General features: G+C 34.9%; 18 protein-coding genes and 2 pseudogenes. 1 reads left to right on the top strand and 19 read right to left on the bottom strand.

Annotated elements, in window-relative coordinates; all coding sequences use genetic code 11:
• The 17 genes and pseudogenes from A194_RS0107135 to A194_RS0107055 all read right to left on the bottom strand — a co-directional run.
• The coding region (locus tag A194_RS0107135) for a PfkB family carbohydrate kinase (protein WP_017186169.1) at window positions 1-391 on the bottom strand (391 nt) is incomplete at its 3' end.
• Window positions 392-402: 11 nt separating this feature from the next.
• Window positions 403-1380: a threonine ammonia-lyase gene (locus A194_RS17725; protein WP_157783035.1), complete on the bottom strand. Its 978-nt coding sequence runs from the start codon at window positions 1378-1380 to the stop codon at window positions 403-405.
• Between the two features lie 11 nt (window positions 1381-1391).
• On the bottom strand, window positions 1392-2591 hold the full coding sequence (gene thrC / locus A194_RS17720) for a threonine synthase (RefSeq protein ID WP_017186167.1): 1200 nt from the start codon (window positions 2589-2591) through the stop codon (window positions 1392-1394).
• Between the two features lie 14 nt (window positions 2592-2605).
• Entirely contained in the window at window positions 2606-3760 is a 1155-nt protein-coding gene (locus tag A194_RS0107120) for a M20 family metallopeptidase (RefSeq protein ID WP_017186166.1), read from the bottom strand.
• 13 nt (window positions 3761-3773) lie between these two features.
• Window positions 3774-4850, bottom strand: a complete 1077-nt coding sequence (locus tag A194_RS0107115; protein WP_017186165.1) for an alanine racemase — start codon at window positions 4848-4850, stop codon at window positions 3774-3776.
• Between the two features lie 13 nt (window positions 4851-4863).
• A pseudogene (locus tag A194_RS17715) lies at window positions 4864-6068 on the bottom strand (TRAP transporter large permease).
• Between the two features lie 43 nt (window positions 6069-6111).
• Window positions 6112-6453: pseudogene (locus A194_RS0107105) on the bottom strand (TRAP transporter small permease); the annotation flags it as partial.
• Window positions 6419-6562: a TRAP transporter small permease subunit gene (locus A194_RS21335; RefSeq protein WP_423734742.1), complete on the bottom strand. Its 144-nt coding sequence runs from the start codon at window positions 6560-6562 to the stop codon at window positions 6419-6421. The gene A194_RS21335 and the pseudogene A194_RS0107105, both read right to left, overlap by 35 nt.
• 116 nt (window positions 6563-6678) lie before the next feature.
• Window positions 6679-7719 (bottom strand): TRAP transporter substrate-binding protein, encoded by a 1041-nt coding sequence (locus A194_RS0107100; protein ID WP_017186161.1) that lies wholly within the window; start codon window positions 7717-7719, stop codon window positions 6679-6681.
• Between the two features lie 52 nt (window positions 7720-7771).
• Window positions 7772-8533: an IclR family transcriptional regulator gene (locus A194_RS0107095; protein WP_017186160.1), complete on the bottom strand. Its 762-nt coding sequence runs from the start codon at window positions 8531-8533 to the stop codon at window positions 7772-7774.
• 15 nt (window positions 8534-8548) lie between these two features.
• Window positions 8549-9016: a RidA family protein gene (locus A194_RS0107090; protein ID WP_017186159.1), complete on the bottom strand. Its 468-nt coding sequence runs from the start codon at window positions 9014-9016 to the stop codon at window positions 8549-8551.
• 514 nt (window positions 9017-9530) lie between these two features.
• Window positions 9531-9956: a hypothetical protein gene (locus A194_RS0107080; protein WP_017186157.1), complete on the bottom strand. Its 426-nt coding sequence runs from the start codon at window positions 9954-9956 to the stop codon at window positions 9531-9533.
• Window positions 9957-10300: 344 nt separating this feature from the next.
• Entirely contained in the window at window positions 10301-10660 is a 360-nt protein-coding gene (locus A194_RS0107075; RefSeq protein WP_017186156.1) for a hypothetical protein, read from the bottom strand.
• Between the two features lie 142 nt (window positions 10661-10802).
• Window positions 10803-11075 (bottom strand): DUF6036 family nucleotidyltransferase, encoded by a 273-nt coding sequence (locus A194_RS0107070; protein ID WP_237718749.1) that lies wholly within the window; start codon window positions 11073-11075, stop codon window positions 10803-10805.
• Complete coding sequence (locus A194_RS0107065) at window positions 11072-11254, bottom strand: hypothetical protein (protein WP_017186154.1); 183 nt, start codon at window positions 11252-11254, stop codon at window positions 11072-11074. Before A194_RS0107065 ends, A194_RS0107070 begins: the two co-directional genes overlap by 4 nt.
• Before the next feature lie 94 nt (window positions 11255-11348).
• Window positions 11349-12206, bottom strand: a complete 858-nt coding sequence (locus tag A194_RS0107060) for a hypothetical protein (protein WP_029425051.1) — start codon at window positions 12204-12206, stop codon at window positions 11349-11351.
• A complete protein-coding gene (locus A194_RS0107055) occupies window positions 12206-14077 on the bottom strand; it encodes a hypothetical protein (protein ID WP_029425049.1) in 1872 nt (623 codons plus the stop codon). The genes A194_RS0107060 and A194_RS0107055 overlap by 1 nt, the downstream gene beginning before the upstream one ends.
• A 564-nt stretch (window positions 14078-14641) precedes the next feature.
• Between A194_RS0107055 and A194_RS0107050 the strand changes: the two genes are divergently transcribed.
• The gene (locus A194_RS0107050; RefSeq protein WP_157783034.1) at window positions 14642-15757 is read left to right on the top strand and encodes a hypothetical protein; all 1116 of its coding nucleotides are present in this window, start codon (window positions 14642-14644) and stop codon (window positions 15755-15757) included.
• 302 nt (window positions 15758-16059) lie between these two features.
• On the opposite strand, the gene A194_RS0107045 is transcribed toward A194_RS0107050, so the two are convergent.
• Both A194_RS0107045 and A194_RS0107040 read right to left on the bottom strand, forming a co-directional pair.
• Entirely contained in the window at window positions 16060-16785 is a 726-nt protein-coding gene (locus tag A194_RS0107045) for a restriction endonuclease (RefSeq protein WP_017186152.1), read from the bottom strand.
• Between the two features lie 267 nt (window positions 16786-17052).
• Window positions 17053-17850 (bottom strand): HAD-IIA family hydrolase, encoded by a 798-nt coding sequence (locus A194_RS0107040; protein ID WP_017186151.1) that lies wholly within the window; start codon window positions 17848-17850, stop codon window positions 17053-17055.
• Between the last annotated feature and the right edge of the window lie 11 nt (window positions 17851-17861).

Raw genomic sequence — 17861 nt, 5'->3', positions numbered from 1 at the left:
AATGGGATTTAGCAATATACTCTTGATCTAAAATACTCTCATCCATGTAACTAGCTGCAGAGTTTTCACGATAATAGTGAATATTGACATGGTTATTAATTAGATGTTCTTTAATTAACAAACCTGTTGGGTGCTTAGAATCGAATTGAACGCGACTTGTGTCTACACCATTAGCACGTAAGGTGTTTTGAACATAGGACCCAATTGAATCATTACTTAACTTACTAAACCACCCTACTCGATGACCTAACCGTGCCAATCCAATAGAAACATTTGACTCAGATCCTCCAATTTGTCTAGCAAAATTGCTTGCATCTAAAAAACTATTACCACTCGTAGGATTGAATACTACCATTGTTTCACCAAATGTAATTACATCATACTCATTCAAATTAGCACCTCCTAAACATTTAGAGCTTGCATTAATCGTTCATGATCAATGTTTGATCCACTAGAAATAAGAACTGTTTTTAAATTAAGGTCGACTTTCCCCTCTAAAACTGCTGCATATGTAGCAGCCCCTGCTCCTTCTACTAAGATTTTTCCATCTATTAATAGTTGTTTAATTGAACGATACAAACCCTCTTCAGTTACGGTTTCAATGCTATCTACCCAATCTGTTACCATTTCTAATAAGTAAGGTTCAGGATCTTTTAGGGACATGCCATCTGCTATTGTCTGAGCATTATCTAATTTGACACGATGTCCTTCTTGAATGCTTCTATAAAATGCGTTAGAATTTTCAGCTTGTATTCCAACTACCTTAATATGTGGATTAATGGATTTCAATGCAGTTGCAATACCTGATATTAATCCACCCCCGCCAATTGGAACGACAACTTGTTCCACATCAGGAACTTGCTCAAGTACTTCTAAACCAATGGTCCCTTGCCCCGATACAACATAATGGTCAGCTACTGGATGAACATATATACCTTCATGTTTTTCATTAAATTGTTTAGCTTGTTCATACGCATCATCATATAATTGGCCATGCAAATGAACAGTTGCCCCTAAGTTGCGACAAGTGTCTATTTTAACTTTTGGTGCATTATTGGCCATAAAAACATGAACAGGAATTCCTAATTGATTCCCCATATAGGAAAGGCCTATAGCATGATTCCCTGCTGATGCTGTTACAACAACCGAGTCACTCCCTATTTCAGCTAAGTAACTCATCTTATTAGCTGCACCTCTTAATTTAAATGAACCAGTATGTTGTAGTCCTTCATGTTTGATTTTAATAGAAGTAGAATATAACTGGTTTAATCTAGTATTTTGAATCAAAGTTGAGTTTAAAGTAACACTCTTTCGAATACGATTTCTTGCCTCTTCAATTGAATCTAACGAAACCTTTTCAATTGATTGACCTCTAAGCATATGAACACCCTTTACATCCAATCTCTTAAAGCATCCAGCGTTGGTTCTATTGTTGGCACTTGTAAATCTTCGCTTTGAATACTTTTCATATCTTTTAATCCATGACCAGTTAACAATAGGGCTACAGATTTGTTTGTTAAATTGACTTCACGACTTAATTTCGCTAGAGCGGTTACAGCTGCAGCACCAGACGGTTCAACAAATACACCTTCTCTTTGAGCTAATTCTTTTTGAGACCTTAATAACTCTTGATCGGAAAATTGGTAACATACACCACCCGAATCGCGAATCGTTTGTAAAGTTATTGTTCCATCCTCCGAATAACCGAACAGGCCATCTCCTATACCTCCTGCTATTGTTTTAGGAGAAGGTTCTGAACCTACTTCTAATTCTTCATTGTCGAAAGCCTGAGCAATAGGAGAGCACCCTGCAGCTTGGACCCCTACCATCTTGGGAAGAGGACGTTCTATTGAATAAAGTTCTCTAAGCTCTTGAAACCCTTTATAAGTGCCTACTAATAAAGGACCAGCTCCAATTGGCACAATAATGTAATCAGGCCAATCTAAAAGTTGTTCGTGTAATTCAAAACCAACCCCTTTATCACCTTCAAGCGTATAAGGGTTAACGAAAGTTGTTGTTAAGTTATAGGCTTCTCCTTTTTCAGCAATTTGTTTTGCTAATTGAAATGATTGACTGTATGGCCCCTTAACACGAATCACTTTACTCCCGAAGTATTGTGTTTGTTGTACTTTTTCATCTGGGGTAGATTCTGGAACTAAAATCAATGCCTCTAAATGATGCTTTGCTGCAGCAGCTGACACAGCAGCTGCACCATTTCCACTAGATGCCACAACAACATGTTTATAACCAAACTGCTTTGCTTTAAAAGTTCCTGCTGAGACAGGACGATCTTTAAATGACCCAGAAGGATTTTGAAATTCATATTTTCCAAACAGTTGACCTACTTGGTAATCTTTTGCTAATCCTTCAAATGGGACACACGCTGTGTTCCCTTCACCCATTAGATGGGATGTATTTTCATCATGATAGATGAGTTTCGCTTTTAATTCATTAACACTCATCTGTTCCGGCGGGGCGTTAAACTGATACCTGACGAGTAAAACATCTCCGCAACTCTCACATTTATAGTAAGGTTTAAAATCATAAGTCATATTACAGCTTGTACACTTTAAAAATGCATCTTGTACCATATTTCCCCTCCAGTCTAAGCCAATATTTCTTCACATAAATCTATGAAAATATGACTTGCTTGTATAATTTCTTCTTTAGCAACCTTTTCGTTTGTTACGTGAGCTTCACTAATACTACCCGGACCAAAAATGATGGTTGGGATACCTTTTTCTACAGAGAAGAACGGCGCCTCACAAGTTGCCTCGAAAGATTTGATGTTAGAATTCTCTACATGTCGATTTGCCTTCTCTTGTAACGTTTCTACAAAAGGGTGGTCACTTGAAATTAAACTCGCTGGTAAAAATGTATATCTCTCTAATTCATAAGGAATTGTTGAATTCCAGTTTCTTATAACCTGATGATACTCTTCTTCAATATCTTCTATAGTTTCCCCAGGAAGTGTTCTCCGGTCGATTTCAACTACACATTCATCGGGTATAATATTCCCAGCAACACCACCGTTAATAGTCGTAATATTACTAATGGCATGCCCTAGAAAGTCATCATTTTTTTCCTTTCGAATAGACTCTGTATATTGAAAGAGTCCAGGCAAAATGCCACTCATTTTCTCAATTGCATTAATCGGTTTTTTTACGTAACATGAATGCCCTGCTTCACCTTGGGTCTTTAGGTAAAAACGTGCTACTCCACGGTGGCCGATCGCAATATCTAAATCAGTAGGTTCACTAATAATTGCATAATCAGCCTCGAGGTTTTCCTGAAGGAACTGTTTCATTCCCAAGTTAATCCGTTCTTCATCCGCATTAAAAAACAGAGTTAACTTCCCAGTTTTCGGATATCCAGCTCGCTTAAGACAAATAGCAGCATAAACCATTGAAGCGACACCCGCCTTCATATCAGAAGCACCACGCCCATAAATATAGCCATCAACCTCTTCACCACCAAAGGGATCAACTGACCATCCATCACCGGTTGGAACAGTATCTAAATGTCCATTGAATAATAAATGATTTCCATTAACTCCACTCTCTAAAGTTGCGTAAAGGTTTACACGATTATCATCAATAGGTACTAACCTTGACTCAATACCTTCTTGTTTCAATATATCTGAAATAACCTTAGCGACACCTTCTTCATAATCGCCTGGGTTTTCACTTGGTGTTTTCAATATTTCTTTAAATATATTGATTTGTTCTTCTGAATCATAGTCAATCGTATCTTTTGACATCACTTATTCCTCCTCAATACTTTCGCCCTCTTGCATCCACAGTTAAGGGCTTCAAATCGTTGTCATGTGAAACAAATACTTCATGATATAAATTTGGAATGACACATGCATGATTAGGGATGATTTCAACATATTCGCCCACCTCAACTGTTGTTTCATCAGGGTTATACTCAACGAAACCATGTTCTTCATTAAGTTTTACAATCGTTAACTCAGGGTTAGACACGACATAACCAAAGTCTGAACCCTTTAATGGCATGTCAGAAGTGATAGCCTTTGACCCAGCATCAATGGTTGCCTTTCCTTCAAGTGGTTTGCTAATCACTTTTGCGACCACCCTAAGTGCGCACCTGTCTGGTGTAATAATACCTGCATGAACCGCATTCATATCATAAAAAACGTAATTCCCTGCTCGAGATTCGGTAATACCTTCTAATTGTTCAGGGTTAACAGATGACCCTGTTGATCCTCCTGATAGTACTGGAGATTCAACACCGATATTCTGAAGAACTTCCTTTCCTTCCTTCAAAATAGCTGCTTCCTCACGTGTTTTTTCAGGGTGTTCCTCATGAGGATAGGCATAAATGTGGCCATAATATGTGAACAATCCGTTATACGCTACAAATTCTTTAGACTCTACTTCTCGATAAAATGATACTAAGTCATCTAACTGAATACCTTCACGATGACCACCACTATCTATGTCAATTAAGACATTGATTTTCTGATTCAGTAACATTCCAATTCGATTCAATCCCTCTATACCATATCGGCTATCAACAATTGTCTTAAAATTAATAGGATACTTACTTAGAATTGAATTCAGTTTTTCCCATTGATCATCACCAATTAAAGGAATAGCTAACAAAATATCATCAAAACCATGAGCTGCCATAACTTCAACTTCTGTAAGTGTTGCACATGTAATACCAATGGCCCCTCTTTCTAATTGTAAATTAGCAATTTCGACACTTTTGTGAGGCTTGACATGTGGACGGTGGTCAATTCCATATTTTTTCAAGCCATCAATCATTTCTATTATATTTCTATCAATCTTCTTTTGGTCTAATTTCACGTATGGTGTAATCAAACATATCTCCTCCTTACTCCATCAATCCTGGAATCCACATAGTTAAAAACGGAACATATGCAATAAGTAATACAATTGCAAACCCGCTTACAACATATGGTAATAAATCCTTTAACGTGTTTTCCATTTTCTCTTTTGCTAAATGGAGTGACACAAACAAGGTTGTTCCAACAGGTGGCGTAAAAAGACCAAGCGCCAGTGTTGAAAGCATGATCAGACAGAAATGAATTGGGTCTATTCCAATTTCTACTGCCATCGGCAAGAAGATCGGAATAAAGATAAATAAGTTTGGTACAAGATCCATAACCATTCCAAATAGGAACATAATAAAAATCATGAGTAACAATAAGGCCCAATCAGGTAGACCAAACCCTAACATCGTATCAGATAGCAGTTGAGGAATTCTTTGCTGAATGAGTACCCATGTAAAAATGGAAGCTGTACAAACAATCATCATAACAACAGTTGTAGAATAAACACTGTCCTTCAAAGCCTTTAAAAACCCTTTCCAACTTAAAGTTTTATATACAACTACTGCAATTAAAAAGGCATAAAATGCTGCAACTGCTGCTGCTTCAGTCGCTGTTGCAACCCCTAAAACTATGACCACTATAAGTAATAACGGCAACAACAGTGCCCAAAATGCAGATAAAATGCTTTTAATTAGCTCTCCAAAAGTTGGACGTTCTTCTTTCGGATAATTCCTACGTATAGAGATAATAACTGTAACCGTAAGATATGTAATACCGATTAATACCCCTGGTATAATACCAGCTAAAAACATTTCAGCGACTGATAAATTAGCCAACCAAGCTATAATGATCATCGTACTACTTGGAGGAATAATAATACCGACAACAGAACTTGAAGCATTAATGGAAGCTGCAAATGATGCACTATAACCTTTACGTTTCATTTCTGGTATTAATACACTACCAACTGATGCGGAGTCAGCGACTGATGACCCAGATACCCCTGCCATCCCCATACTCGTCACAACAGAAACACAGCCTAATCCTCCTGGGAAGTGTCTAACTAAAGAGTTAGCTACATTGATTAACTTCCTAGCAATATCTCCGTGAACCATTAAACTTCCCGCAAAAATAAAGAAGGCACAGCCAAGAAAGCAAAGGATTGTGTATTAGAAAAGAATCGTTGGGAAACAGTTGAAAGCGGGATTCCTTCGACTAAAATAAAAAATAAAGCTGAGGCACCCATTGAAAACGCAATTGGTGTTCCAATAACAATCAATAAAAAGAAACTAAATATCATCACCCAAATCATCTGTTTCATCCCCCATGTCACGTGTTTTAATAAATGATATAATTTGATACACTAAAACTATTGTGGTTCCAACAAACGTAAAAACCATCGATGCATATACATAGGATCTAGGAATATCCAAAATAGGAATATTGATATTACTAGCATCAACCATTAATTGATAACTGGAGACTATCATAAAAGCTGAAAAAGCCAACATCACCAACCGACTTATTAGAAACAATATCTCCTGAACCTTTTGAGGGAACAGTCCTCTAAAGTATGTAACACCTATATGATCTTGGTTAGCAGTTACTGAAATCACAGCCAAAAAAAACCATCCAAGGAAACAGGAATGCCGTCATTCCTGTTACAAATGTGAAGGATGTATTAAAGAAATACCTTGAGATAACTTCAACTACAATCAATAGTGTTAGTACGATTAACATGATATTTGAAAGTCCAGTAATAGTTTGTAGAGACCGCATTTTAAACTTATCAAACAATTCAATCACCCTCTTATAAAGGAGAACCGGAAGATCTATCAACCGGTTCTTATCCTTTATTAGTTTAAGTTTTCAATATAATCTTGTGTACGATTAAGAAAGTCTTCTCCAACAATGTCATAGAATTCTGAGTAGTCGATTGCATCACGGAAAGCATCCAGATCAGGGCTCTCTTCAATTTCAACAAATTCATCTTCAAGAGTATCTAGCATCTCAACTTCCATTTCCTGAGTGTATTCACGCGAAACATCTCTAGCTGCTTCTGCTCCTTCTAGTACAATTTCTTGTAGCTCAGAGTCTAAACTCTCAAACAGATCCGCGTTCATAATAAAGTTCACATGATAATAGAAATGATTAGTTAACGTTAAATAGTCTTGTACTTCATGAAAGTTATTTTCATAAATTGCATCCAATGGGTTGAATTGACCATCTGCTGTTCCTTGTTGTAACCCCATATATAGCTCTGTAAATGCCAATGTCGTTACGTTCGCTCCTAACTGCTCAAACGTCGAGATCGATGAAGGTTCGTCTGGACTTCGAATTGTAATCCCTTCCATATCCTCAGGAGATGAAACAGGTTTAACATTATTTGTAATCTGAGCAAAACCTAAATCAGTGTGGGCAAGTACCTCGAATCCACTTTCACGAGCCATGTCCTTTAGTTCATCTCCAATTTCACCATCTAATACTGCATATGCCTCATCAAAATCCTCAACCATGAACGGAAGGGCTAAAGTGGCATATTCAGGAACAATATTCTGCATTCCGCCGCCACCTACCAATTGCATGTCTAGAGCTCCAGAATTTACCTGTTCAAGCATTTCAGGTTCAGTCCCTAACGTTTCACCTTCATGCATTTCAATTGTTACAGCTCCATCAGTTTGTGATTCAACTACATCTTTAAAAGCTCTCGCAGCTTCACCACGAACTGAATCTTCAGGTGTATTATAGCCTATGCTCCATTGATAAGATTCCCCTGTATAACCTTCTCCTTCACCATTTCCATCAGTAGCTCCGTTCGTTTCTGGTTCATCGTCACCACATGCTGTTAGTAATAGAGCCAAAATCGCTACCACCAATACGAATGATCCTTTTTTCATATAGCTCCCCCTAGTTCCTTATTACGGAACACTGTTCCGTTATTGCAGTAAATTAAAAAGCACCTAACTTCTTAGAAATATCGTTTGATGCTTCTAGAACAAGTTTTGAAAGTTCATTATGCACACGGTCAACGGTTATTCTTGAAACTGGGCCTGATACACTGATCGCAGCAATAGGTTCAGCATTATAGTTTAAAACAGGAGCTGCAACACAACGAATCCCTTCTTCATTTTCAATGTTGTCAATTGAATAACCTTGTTCTTTGATTTTCACTAACTCGTCCATCATGTCCGATGCGGTTGTAATGGTATTTTGTGTAAACGCTATCATTTCAGTCCTTGCTAATATGTCTTCTACATGAGCTTTAGAAAGATGACTTAACATCGCCTTTCCTACACCAGTGGAATGAACAGGCGCTCTTTTCCCTATTCTAGAATGCATACGGATTGTCTGATTTGATTCTACTTTGTCGATGTAAACTATTTCATGTTCGTCAAGTATACATAAATGAATAGCTTCTCCAGTTGTTTCAGAAAGCTCTTCAATTCGATTTCTGGCTAAATCACGAATATTAAAATTCTCTAAAACAAAATTTGATAAATACAAAATATGTGTACCGAGCGTGTAATATTCATTGTTTGGATTTTGATTAACGAATTGTTTTTCTTGTAACGTTGTTAGCATCCTATGAACAGTACTTTTAGCCACATCTAACTTGTTAGCTAGCTCTGTTACCCCCAGACCATTAGGGTGTTTCGCTAATACATCTAATAATTCTAATGATCTTTCAACTGATTTAATTTTATCACTCACTGTACATCTTCCCTCTTAGTCTTCTAATTCAACTATCATTTCAATCTCAATAGGTGTATCAAATGGTAACTCATTAGCAGATAGTGCACTTCTTGCATGACGTCCTTTTTCACCAAAGACTTCGAACAATAATTCTGATGCTCCATTCATAACGTAAGGCTGTTCGACAAATCCATCAGCAGAGTTCACAAAACCAAGAACTTTAACGACTTGCTTTACCTTGTTCAAATCACCAATCTCTTGTTGAAGAACAGCTAAGCAATTTATCATGGTTTGGCGAGAAGCTTCATACCCTTGTTGTATACTTAATCCATGATCGCCCCCTACTTTACCTTTGTGAATTAGTGTCCCCTCTTTTCGACAATCCTGACCTGAAGTATAAACTAAGTTGCCAAATGATTTTGCTGGAACATATTCAGCTGCGGGCTTTGGAGCATCTGGTAACTCAATTCCTAATCGTTTTAAGTTTTCATAAGCAGTCAAGTTTCGACACCTCCTTTGTATTATTTCAGTTATCACTATACCACCGTTTTAATATTCTGACAATACTTAAAAATATGATTTTTTTAAATAATTGATATGGATTCAACTAGATAAGTGGTGAGAAATTCATTTACAATCAATTGAAGTGTTGACTCTTTTGAGAATTTTGAGGAAGGAATTATATAAATTAAACCCTAAACTAAAGTAGACAGTTTTTGCTCAATAAACATGAACACTTTTCAATTAAAATATCCCTCCGTAGTATGATAGATTTATCATACTACGGAGGGAAAAAAGGTGGAAAAGTGAATAATGTTTATGGAAAACTATCAAATGAAGAAACAAGGATTAAAAAAAGATCAGTACGAGTTATTCATTCATACTTGGTTAGGCGACCCCCTCAGCCCAAGTACATAATTGGTTGAAAGAAGCGCTTCTCAGACCTGTCAGAGTCGGGTGACGCCTATCTAAGTGCCTCAAAAAGATGACAAAATCAATTATTACTCTCACCCACCTAACCCAATTTCGAATTCCAATAATCAACGAACGCCTTATACCCATCACTATTTATAAAATATGGTACAAGCTGCTCTCCTTGTACTTTGTATGAATCAACATATGGCACACCTTCTCGATCAGCTTTCTCTATTCGATGGTTTCCATCAATGATTGTATAAGTACCTGGTCTAATTTCCGCCTGTATAACTGGACGTGTTATGTCAACTGTTGGAAGGTGGTCTTCATTAACAGTGGTGCGCCAATGAGTGTTGAACCAATCTTCAACATTGATTCGTTCTCTCTTTACGGTTAGAGACCCGGCATCAATGTGTTCCATAATACGTGAGATATTAAAACGAAATATGCCATTTCTGTACACTTCATCACCTTCATGGCATGGGAGTGGGACGTAACTTTTGTTGTAGGTTAGGTTTCTACTCATATTCATAATTCTCCTTCTCTTCCCGGCTAGCATACTCCCTATTTTAATCTCACAAGTGAATAATAATCAACAATCAAATATCTACACCAACCGCTTATTTAATGGATATCACTTTCAACAGAATAAGAAGGTTTTCCCAATTTCTCCTTCGTTCTATCCTGGTCTGAAAACAAAATATAAAAAGAAATTCCGATGAATAATCAACTGAATTCCTTTTGTGATATCTAATATAGGGTTTACAATAAGTATTACAAAAAAAGTGCCATGCAGCAATTGCTGATGACACTTTAGGATTCTAGAACAAATGTGAAATTTTATATCCAGAAATACGAGGGATATATAGCCTAATTCTTTGCTTTTACCAATTTTATAGTTTTATTATTTTTCAATCTCTGATCTACTGTAGCTTTTAAAACATCAGACTTGTTTAAGTTTTTTTCTAATTCTTTAGCATTGACATAAAGAACTTTTGTTACATCATTCAAACGTTCCTGATCAAGAGTTGGCAACACTTGTAGAACATTTGTTTTAGTTTGTTCAAGAGTCAAAAAGGGAGAAACGCGTTTTACTTGTTCCGCTACCTGAAGTGACAATTTTGCCGCTTCGAGACGGTAATTCGTTCCACCATGTGATAAATACTCTACTTGTTTTTCCAACCTTTTATAAAAATCTGTATACTCTAAATGCCTCGTTTTTCTCACCATGGTGAACACCTCCCTTATCTAGATATTATTTATCTTTATACTTATAATATACCCTTTTCATGAAAAATGTTATCTAATTCGTGAATATTGATATCTGGATCATCAACATTTAGTATATAAGGCCTATATTCATCAATCAATTTTAAAGTTTTTCTTTGTTACATTCTACCAATAAATCAGTGTTTCTTAAATCACTCATGTCTTTTTGGCGTTTTGAGAAAATTTTACAACAAGCTAGCAATTCAAGCGAAGGGACAAAAACACTGATGTTAGTAAAGCCCAAGCCTTCAAGCTTAAATAAATTGTCTTTTTGTTTAAAATCTTCAATTGGCGGAACTTCCATAACACCACCAACACTTTGAATGTTTACTTTACGTAATTGTTCAAAAAATACTTCCTCATCCTTAGCAGCTATTGTTTCAATATCAATATCGGGCGAAACTCAATATCTCGTAACGAAAAGTGAATTAATAGAGCTGAACCCCCTAGTATAACTAATTCAGCATAATTATTATTTTCTGAACAGTGAATATCTAATTCAATAAGCGTTCGAATAATTTCATCTACTGTTTCAAATTCTTTTTTCTTCGTCAATTAACATCCACCTTACTTTGAAATATAGGAGTAAAATATCCAATTTAACTATAAGTATGAATCTATCCACCTACATGGTGTCCTTCATCTTGTGTCACATAGAATTCAAATACTCTAATCCTCTTTGTCTAACAACATAATGATTATCTACACTTACCTTTTGGACCATCAGTTTGGTAATTTGCTTATTCATCTTCATCAATTCATCAAACTTATTAATAACCTGGCTTTTTATATAAGCGCTATCGTAGTCCATCATCTGAGAAACCTGAGTTAAAATCGTGTCTGATGTCTCTTCTGTTATCATCAAGAGCAATGCTTTAACCGCCCAAAATCTAACATCGTGGTTGTTTGAATGACACAGACTCAAAACAAACTGCATAAGCACCAACAGATTTCCCTGCTCCAATTCATTACCATAACTAGCCATTTCATTTACTGTTTTCAGTGCTTCAATTTTTTCAAAAGTATTGGTCTCATTAAACTGACTTAAAATGTGAATAGGAGCATAGTCATTTTGATGCAAAGTTTTCAACATGACATAATTAAACATAAGTGTATTGTTTGAATGCTTTTCGAAAGGATCGTCTCTTCCAATCAGCACTTTTTCCTCATTATTTATAACTTCATGGTAATAAGGTGTCAAATCAAACTTTTTACTAATTGGGTGGCCTTTTATAAATACGACAAGGCGCAATGCGTTTACTTTATCAGCAATCAATTGATTGCTACTAATAACCGTTTCGATAACTGGATGAATAATCTTTTCAATACTTTTTTCGGACATGTCCACGAGATCATGTCTTATTAAATTTATAATTGTTTGATAAGGATTTATACCAGAATGTGAATAGAGCCCATTTTTTCCTTGTGTTTTATTTTGGTCTTTGATCTGTTCGATTGACTTTTGTAGTTGTCTTTCACTTTGCTCGTGGTCTTCCTGAACCTCCATTAAATACGCTGTTCTAGATCTTCTGGTAAATAGTCGATAAGCTTTTGTTCTAATTCATCACGTAAATGGCCTTTTGTTCTCCCTATAGCAATAACCACTGGTATTAATTTATGATAATTAAAATTTGTTTCTCCACTTTGAACAACTTCACTAATTCCCTTAATTAGTTCCAACGTGGTTTGATCATCGACATTTTCCATTATCATATTCGAAATAACATCTAATATTCCATCATAAAAGCGTGCTTTTTTATTAGATAGAACTTTTATACATTGCTTTGCAAGATTTGTATTATCCATTCTGTAACAATTATCTTTTAATGCATCAAAAATATACTCACCAATAACGACACTTTTATTGCCATCTAGCCAATTATCCATAATAGAGATTATTTCTTTTTGAAATTCATTATAATCATGATCCGAAAAATAATGTCCCAAATGCTTAAACACTTTTAATTTCGCAATGTCACTTTCATGTTCAATTGGGCTACCACTAACAAATTTATAGATTTCCAACGAATCCTTTGCATTCATTTTTCCAAATACGTCATTGAAAGTCTTAATATAACTTTCGACTTCTTTTTTATTCCCTTTTAAAAATGTCATCTTCAATAATATAACACGAAATTTCCAGTCGCTGTACAAATCACACAGGTGAAAGGCCACCTTTTTTAATCTATCAATAGTTAATAGTATATGAGTTAAAGAACCATTAAAAACTGCAACAACATAGATATTAGTAATATAGTTAACATAAGTATCTATAAAGTTGCCAAATGTAACACTATAGGGCGACTGCGTTTCATGTTTAGTTCTCTGTTTATTTATCTCTTCATTTAAACTATTACTATAGCGATCAATTAATGGATAATAAAGTGGCTCCTTTGATTCATTAATTTCTTTTTGAGCCTCTGTCTCCAAGAACTTTTGGTTCACCCCTTCATTGTATTTGTAATTTATGTTTCTAAGATCAATTAGTATATCTTGTACAAGCCAATTGGGTAATGAGGAGTCTTTTGCTTTCATCAAAGCCTCTTCCATTAGCTCAGTACATGATTTTAGATTACCTTGCCAGTAACTTTGAATAGCATTCCACCGGATCTTGACTACTTCATATAACTTAGGGCTTTGTTTTTCAGCTATATGATTTATTAATAATGAGGTGTTGAATTGCTTAATATTTCGCTTTCCAAACAAAACATGCAAAAAGTCTTCACAATATTCATCCAATTCATTTGACTTTTCTACGTCCTCTTTCGTTGTTGGGAGAATTTCTTTCATTATAAAGGCCTTTGATTGATCTGTTCCTTCGAGGATGTTCTTATCCATCTGAAATGAGCCCGTATTGATCTCAACTTCCTCTTTACCAGCATTATCAAATTCTTGATCTGATAAACGATTTTTACAGTAATGCTTGTAAATTGTTGTAATATCATTGATTAAATCTTCAAAGCCAACATCACATAACTTTTCAAAGGAATGAACAACTTTGAATTTAACACCTGTTGCACCTGTTAGCTCATTCTGTATTTCTGTCGGTTTTTTCTCACTCTCATCACAAAATAGGTACAATGACTTTTTGTTTGTTGCTTTAGCACGTTCAATTTCTCTTAAAACAGGATTTGTTATCCCATCAGCATTATCTATTAAAAAAACACAGATATCGCTATCTTCTAAGTCATACAAATAGACTTGCTCCGCTGTTAGTGAAGATGAACCTGTATCTTCAAATACAAAAACGTTCGCTAAACCTGTTTCTTCTATACGATCCTTGAGGTTATTTCTAACTTCTACATATTTAGGGGAATCTGAGCGTGAGCTAATGAATACTTTAACTTTATCTTTAACTAAATTATTGTTATCGATCATATCTTAATCAGCACTTCCTTTTCATAATTAACCAAAATTAATTGTTGTAATCAGAGACACTAAAATAAATGAGATTGTCTATGATCCTCATGATATATGGTTCATTGTCATTCCTTACTGAAAATAATTCTCTATTTATTACCAGAACCCTTCAAAATATGACAAGAAAATTAAAACAGCCCTCTTAGGGTTGTCATTGCATATGTATAATTTATCTAAGCCAAAACTAAAGGCATAACATATTGGCAAGTTTTAACTAAGTTGTATTTCAAAAATGCTTATACTCATAAATTCTTAATCTGTTTACTAATATAACTATATATAGCACTCATACTAGAAAAAGCAAAGGTTGGTATGGTCAATATGCTTACTAATGTTTCAATCTTGTTTCATAGGTGGATTAATAGGCTCTCGAAGGAAATGAAACTAAAATATCATATTTGGAACTTGATTATTCATTTGGGTTATATTATGTATGTTTCTATGTATATTGGCTTGTTATTAAGCTTTTTCGGTCTTTTAATTATAACTGCTTTAGAATGGACAATAGTTAAGAGCAGCTATATGAATCTATTAATTATTCCTCTAATTCTTTTTGTATGCCAAGTTAACATACTGCTACTCAACTTTACGAATCCAAACTTGAATTTGCCAGGATTATTTTTACGGGGTTCTATTGTAGTAAGAATAGTTAAGTTAAAAGAAAAAATATTCAAAACAATAATAAGTGTTATTATTAACAGTATTGTATTATTTATAATCCTCTTATATTTGGTATCAATTGTTTCAATCCCAAATGAACCCCTGATTGTATTAGTGTTTTCAGTAGCATTAATATCAATCCTAATCAGTTTTATTATATATAGTGAGTTTTCAGTAAATAAATTAGATAGATGCATTCGACAGCTCTGTTTATGGTCAATTGCATTTATTGTGTTACTAGGTTTGAATATATACCAAGTTCATTTGATTGTATCCTCAAGTAATAACAATCCTTTGTTGGCAATGTCATTATTAATTCTTGGCCTAATATTTTCATTGATTGGTGTATTAGAAAAAAGCAGGGAGTTTTTTCTGCTCGCATTAAAGCAAAAGGGTGATGATATTCGGAGATATTGGAATCAACTTGATACTAATATCACTCATTCCGATTTCAAATTAACATTAAATAAGACTATAGAGGATATTAATAATATAAGGGGACAGTGGAAATCAGGAAATAAAGATACAGTTATCCGAGGAATTACGCGGGGGATATTAATGATGATCCTGTGCTATTCATTAATGACTTTCCTGCAATTTAAAGTTGAATGGATAAATGACTTCCTCGGTACAAAAGTTGTTTTCTTGACTGATATGTACTTTGGAATCTTTAATAATGATAAAAAAATAGCTGTAAGCTTTCTTTTATTAGCAGCGTTTTTATCCTTTTATTTCAATTCCATCAAAACATTCATGAACAATTCAAAAAACTTCACCAAGTCAAAAATTGTTGATGAATTACATGGTATTGCATTCCTCCAAACAGGAGCTCTTATGTTAATTGGGGTTATATTACAACTATATCAATCAGTTTATTTCATATGGATCGGGTTAGTTCCTAGCATAGTATTACTGACCATTCTAACCTTTATTCTATTATTCATTAGAGTCTTTTGTGTAAGGAGCAAAACAAAATGATTATTTTTAGCACAACCTTTCAATCCAAAAGCTCATCACCCAGTGACGAGCTCTATCAAAGAGAGTAGTTAGAATAGGGAAACAGAAGTGCGCCAATGAGTGTTGAACCAATCTTCAACATTGATTCGTTCTCTTTTTACGGGTTAGAGACCCGGCATCAATGTGTTCCATAATACGCGAGATATTAAAACAAGACATGCCGTTTCTGTTGTCTTGATTAGTTTCATTTATTGTTATTTGGTACTGTGAAAGTATTTAATTAACTTGGATTTAGTATAGCTTCATTCAGTAAATGACGCTTCTTAAGCTAAGCCCTTTTTCTTCACTTGCTGTTCCCTCCAAGGTAACAGTTTGCTATTAATCCAGTCATCACCGCGACATACAATATTTCTTTTGTCAGCTTCAACGAGTGCTGGATTAGTAAATCTGGAGCTTGTGGTCATTTCAGCTAAAATACAACCATGGTTTTTCTTTGCTGAGTCAAGTTCCCTTATCAATTTAACATCAATTTGTCTCTCTTTTTTATAATGCTTAATTTGAATAGCTATTTCAGCATTGTAATGGCGATTGAAAATAATTAAGTCTACTCCACCATCAGCACCTTCTGAAGTTCTTCGTGGTTTATATCCTTTTGCTTTGTAGTAATTAAAGCACAACTCTTCAAACTCTCTCCAAGAGATTTCTTCAAATGGTAATGTCATAATTTCTTTTTCCGACCTTAAAATATTCGAATTACTACTCAACCCATTAGACTTCTTTTGGTTGGAGCCATTTAAATTCCTTTTCTTATTAGACTGTTTAGGTAAACCGGTATACATATTTTTACTTTTGTTTTCCTTTTTTCTCATATCAGGAACAAATGATGATGCAAACCCTCCCATTAATACAGCAAAAAGAACTAATCCAAATATGTAGTAAATACTAGTAATACTGAATTGAAACATTACCCATAATCCTATAAACAATATAGGACCAGCAACCACTGTATAAATTGCTTCTTTCCTTTTCTTTCTACTCGGCTTACCCATATATCTCTCCCCCTAAGAACTACCCTTTTTCACAATTTTACCATAGCAACAAAAAGAACTTGTTTCTTGTGACTATATTACTAATAAAAACTTTTTCTGCTAATAAATACTGAAAGACAAAAAATCGCCCACCTCCTATTGGAGATGAACTGGAAAGTCACCTTTTGTAAACGCTAAACTAAAGTAGACAGTTTTTGTTCAAATAAAAATGAAAAGATCACTCCTCAAACTAAATATGACTTCTCAAAAGTACATAGATACCTCCACTTAACTGTTTATAGTAAATAAACTTAATAAGTCTGAAACAGTATCTATTACATAGTCTGGCGAATATTCCACTTGATCCAAATCTGACCTTTGAGAAACTCCTGATAATACGAGAGCTGTCTTCATCCCAGCATCAATTCCCATCTTAATATCCGTTTCAATGCGATCTCCAACCATCAAACACTCATCAACGTTTAACCCTAGTAAGTCCATAGCACTATTAATTGTATGAATAGATGGCTTTCCAACTTGCACATCAATTGGTTTTCCTGTCACACTTTCTAATGCTCCAATCATTCCTGCATTATCAGGAACATCCCCCTCTTCGACTGGACATGTTCGATCTGGGTTTGTTGCTATTGTTTTAGCACCTAACTTGACCGATTGGTAGGCAAAATTCAATTGACTATAATTAAAATTCCGATCCCAAGATACGACTACAATATCGGTCTCCTTTGGGTCTTGTGCAAATGTAAAATTGTTTTCTTTCATCTCATCCTTAATCACTTGCTCACCAATTACATAAATCTTTTGACCAGGATGATTGATCTTTAAATAATTTATAAGTGTTACCGTTGGGTTTATAATGTTCTCTTCAGTAACCTTTATATTAAACCCCTTTAACTTCTCAACGTATTTCTCTCTTGATTCAATTGTTTTATTAGTTAAGAATAATATTTCGTACCCACAATCAAGCAGTTTGTTTACTGTATCGTTGGCATTCTGTATGATATAGTCGCCTAAGTAGATCGTGCCATCTAAATCAAAAATTATCGCTTTTACACCTTGCTGATCCATTTACCTCCCCT

Origin of the sequence: Alkalibacillus haloalkaliphilus C5 (assembly GCF_000269905.1) — a bacterium.
Classification (GTDB): domain Bacteria; phylum Bacillota; class Bacilli; order Bacillales; family Alkalibacillaceae; genus Alkalibacillus; species Alkalibacillus haloalkaliphilus_A.
Note: the sequence above shows the minus strand (reverse complement) of the source record. Positions and strands in the feature narration are given on the sequence as shown.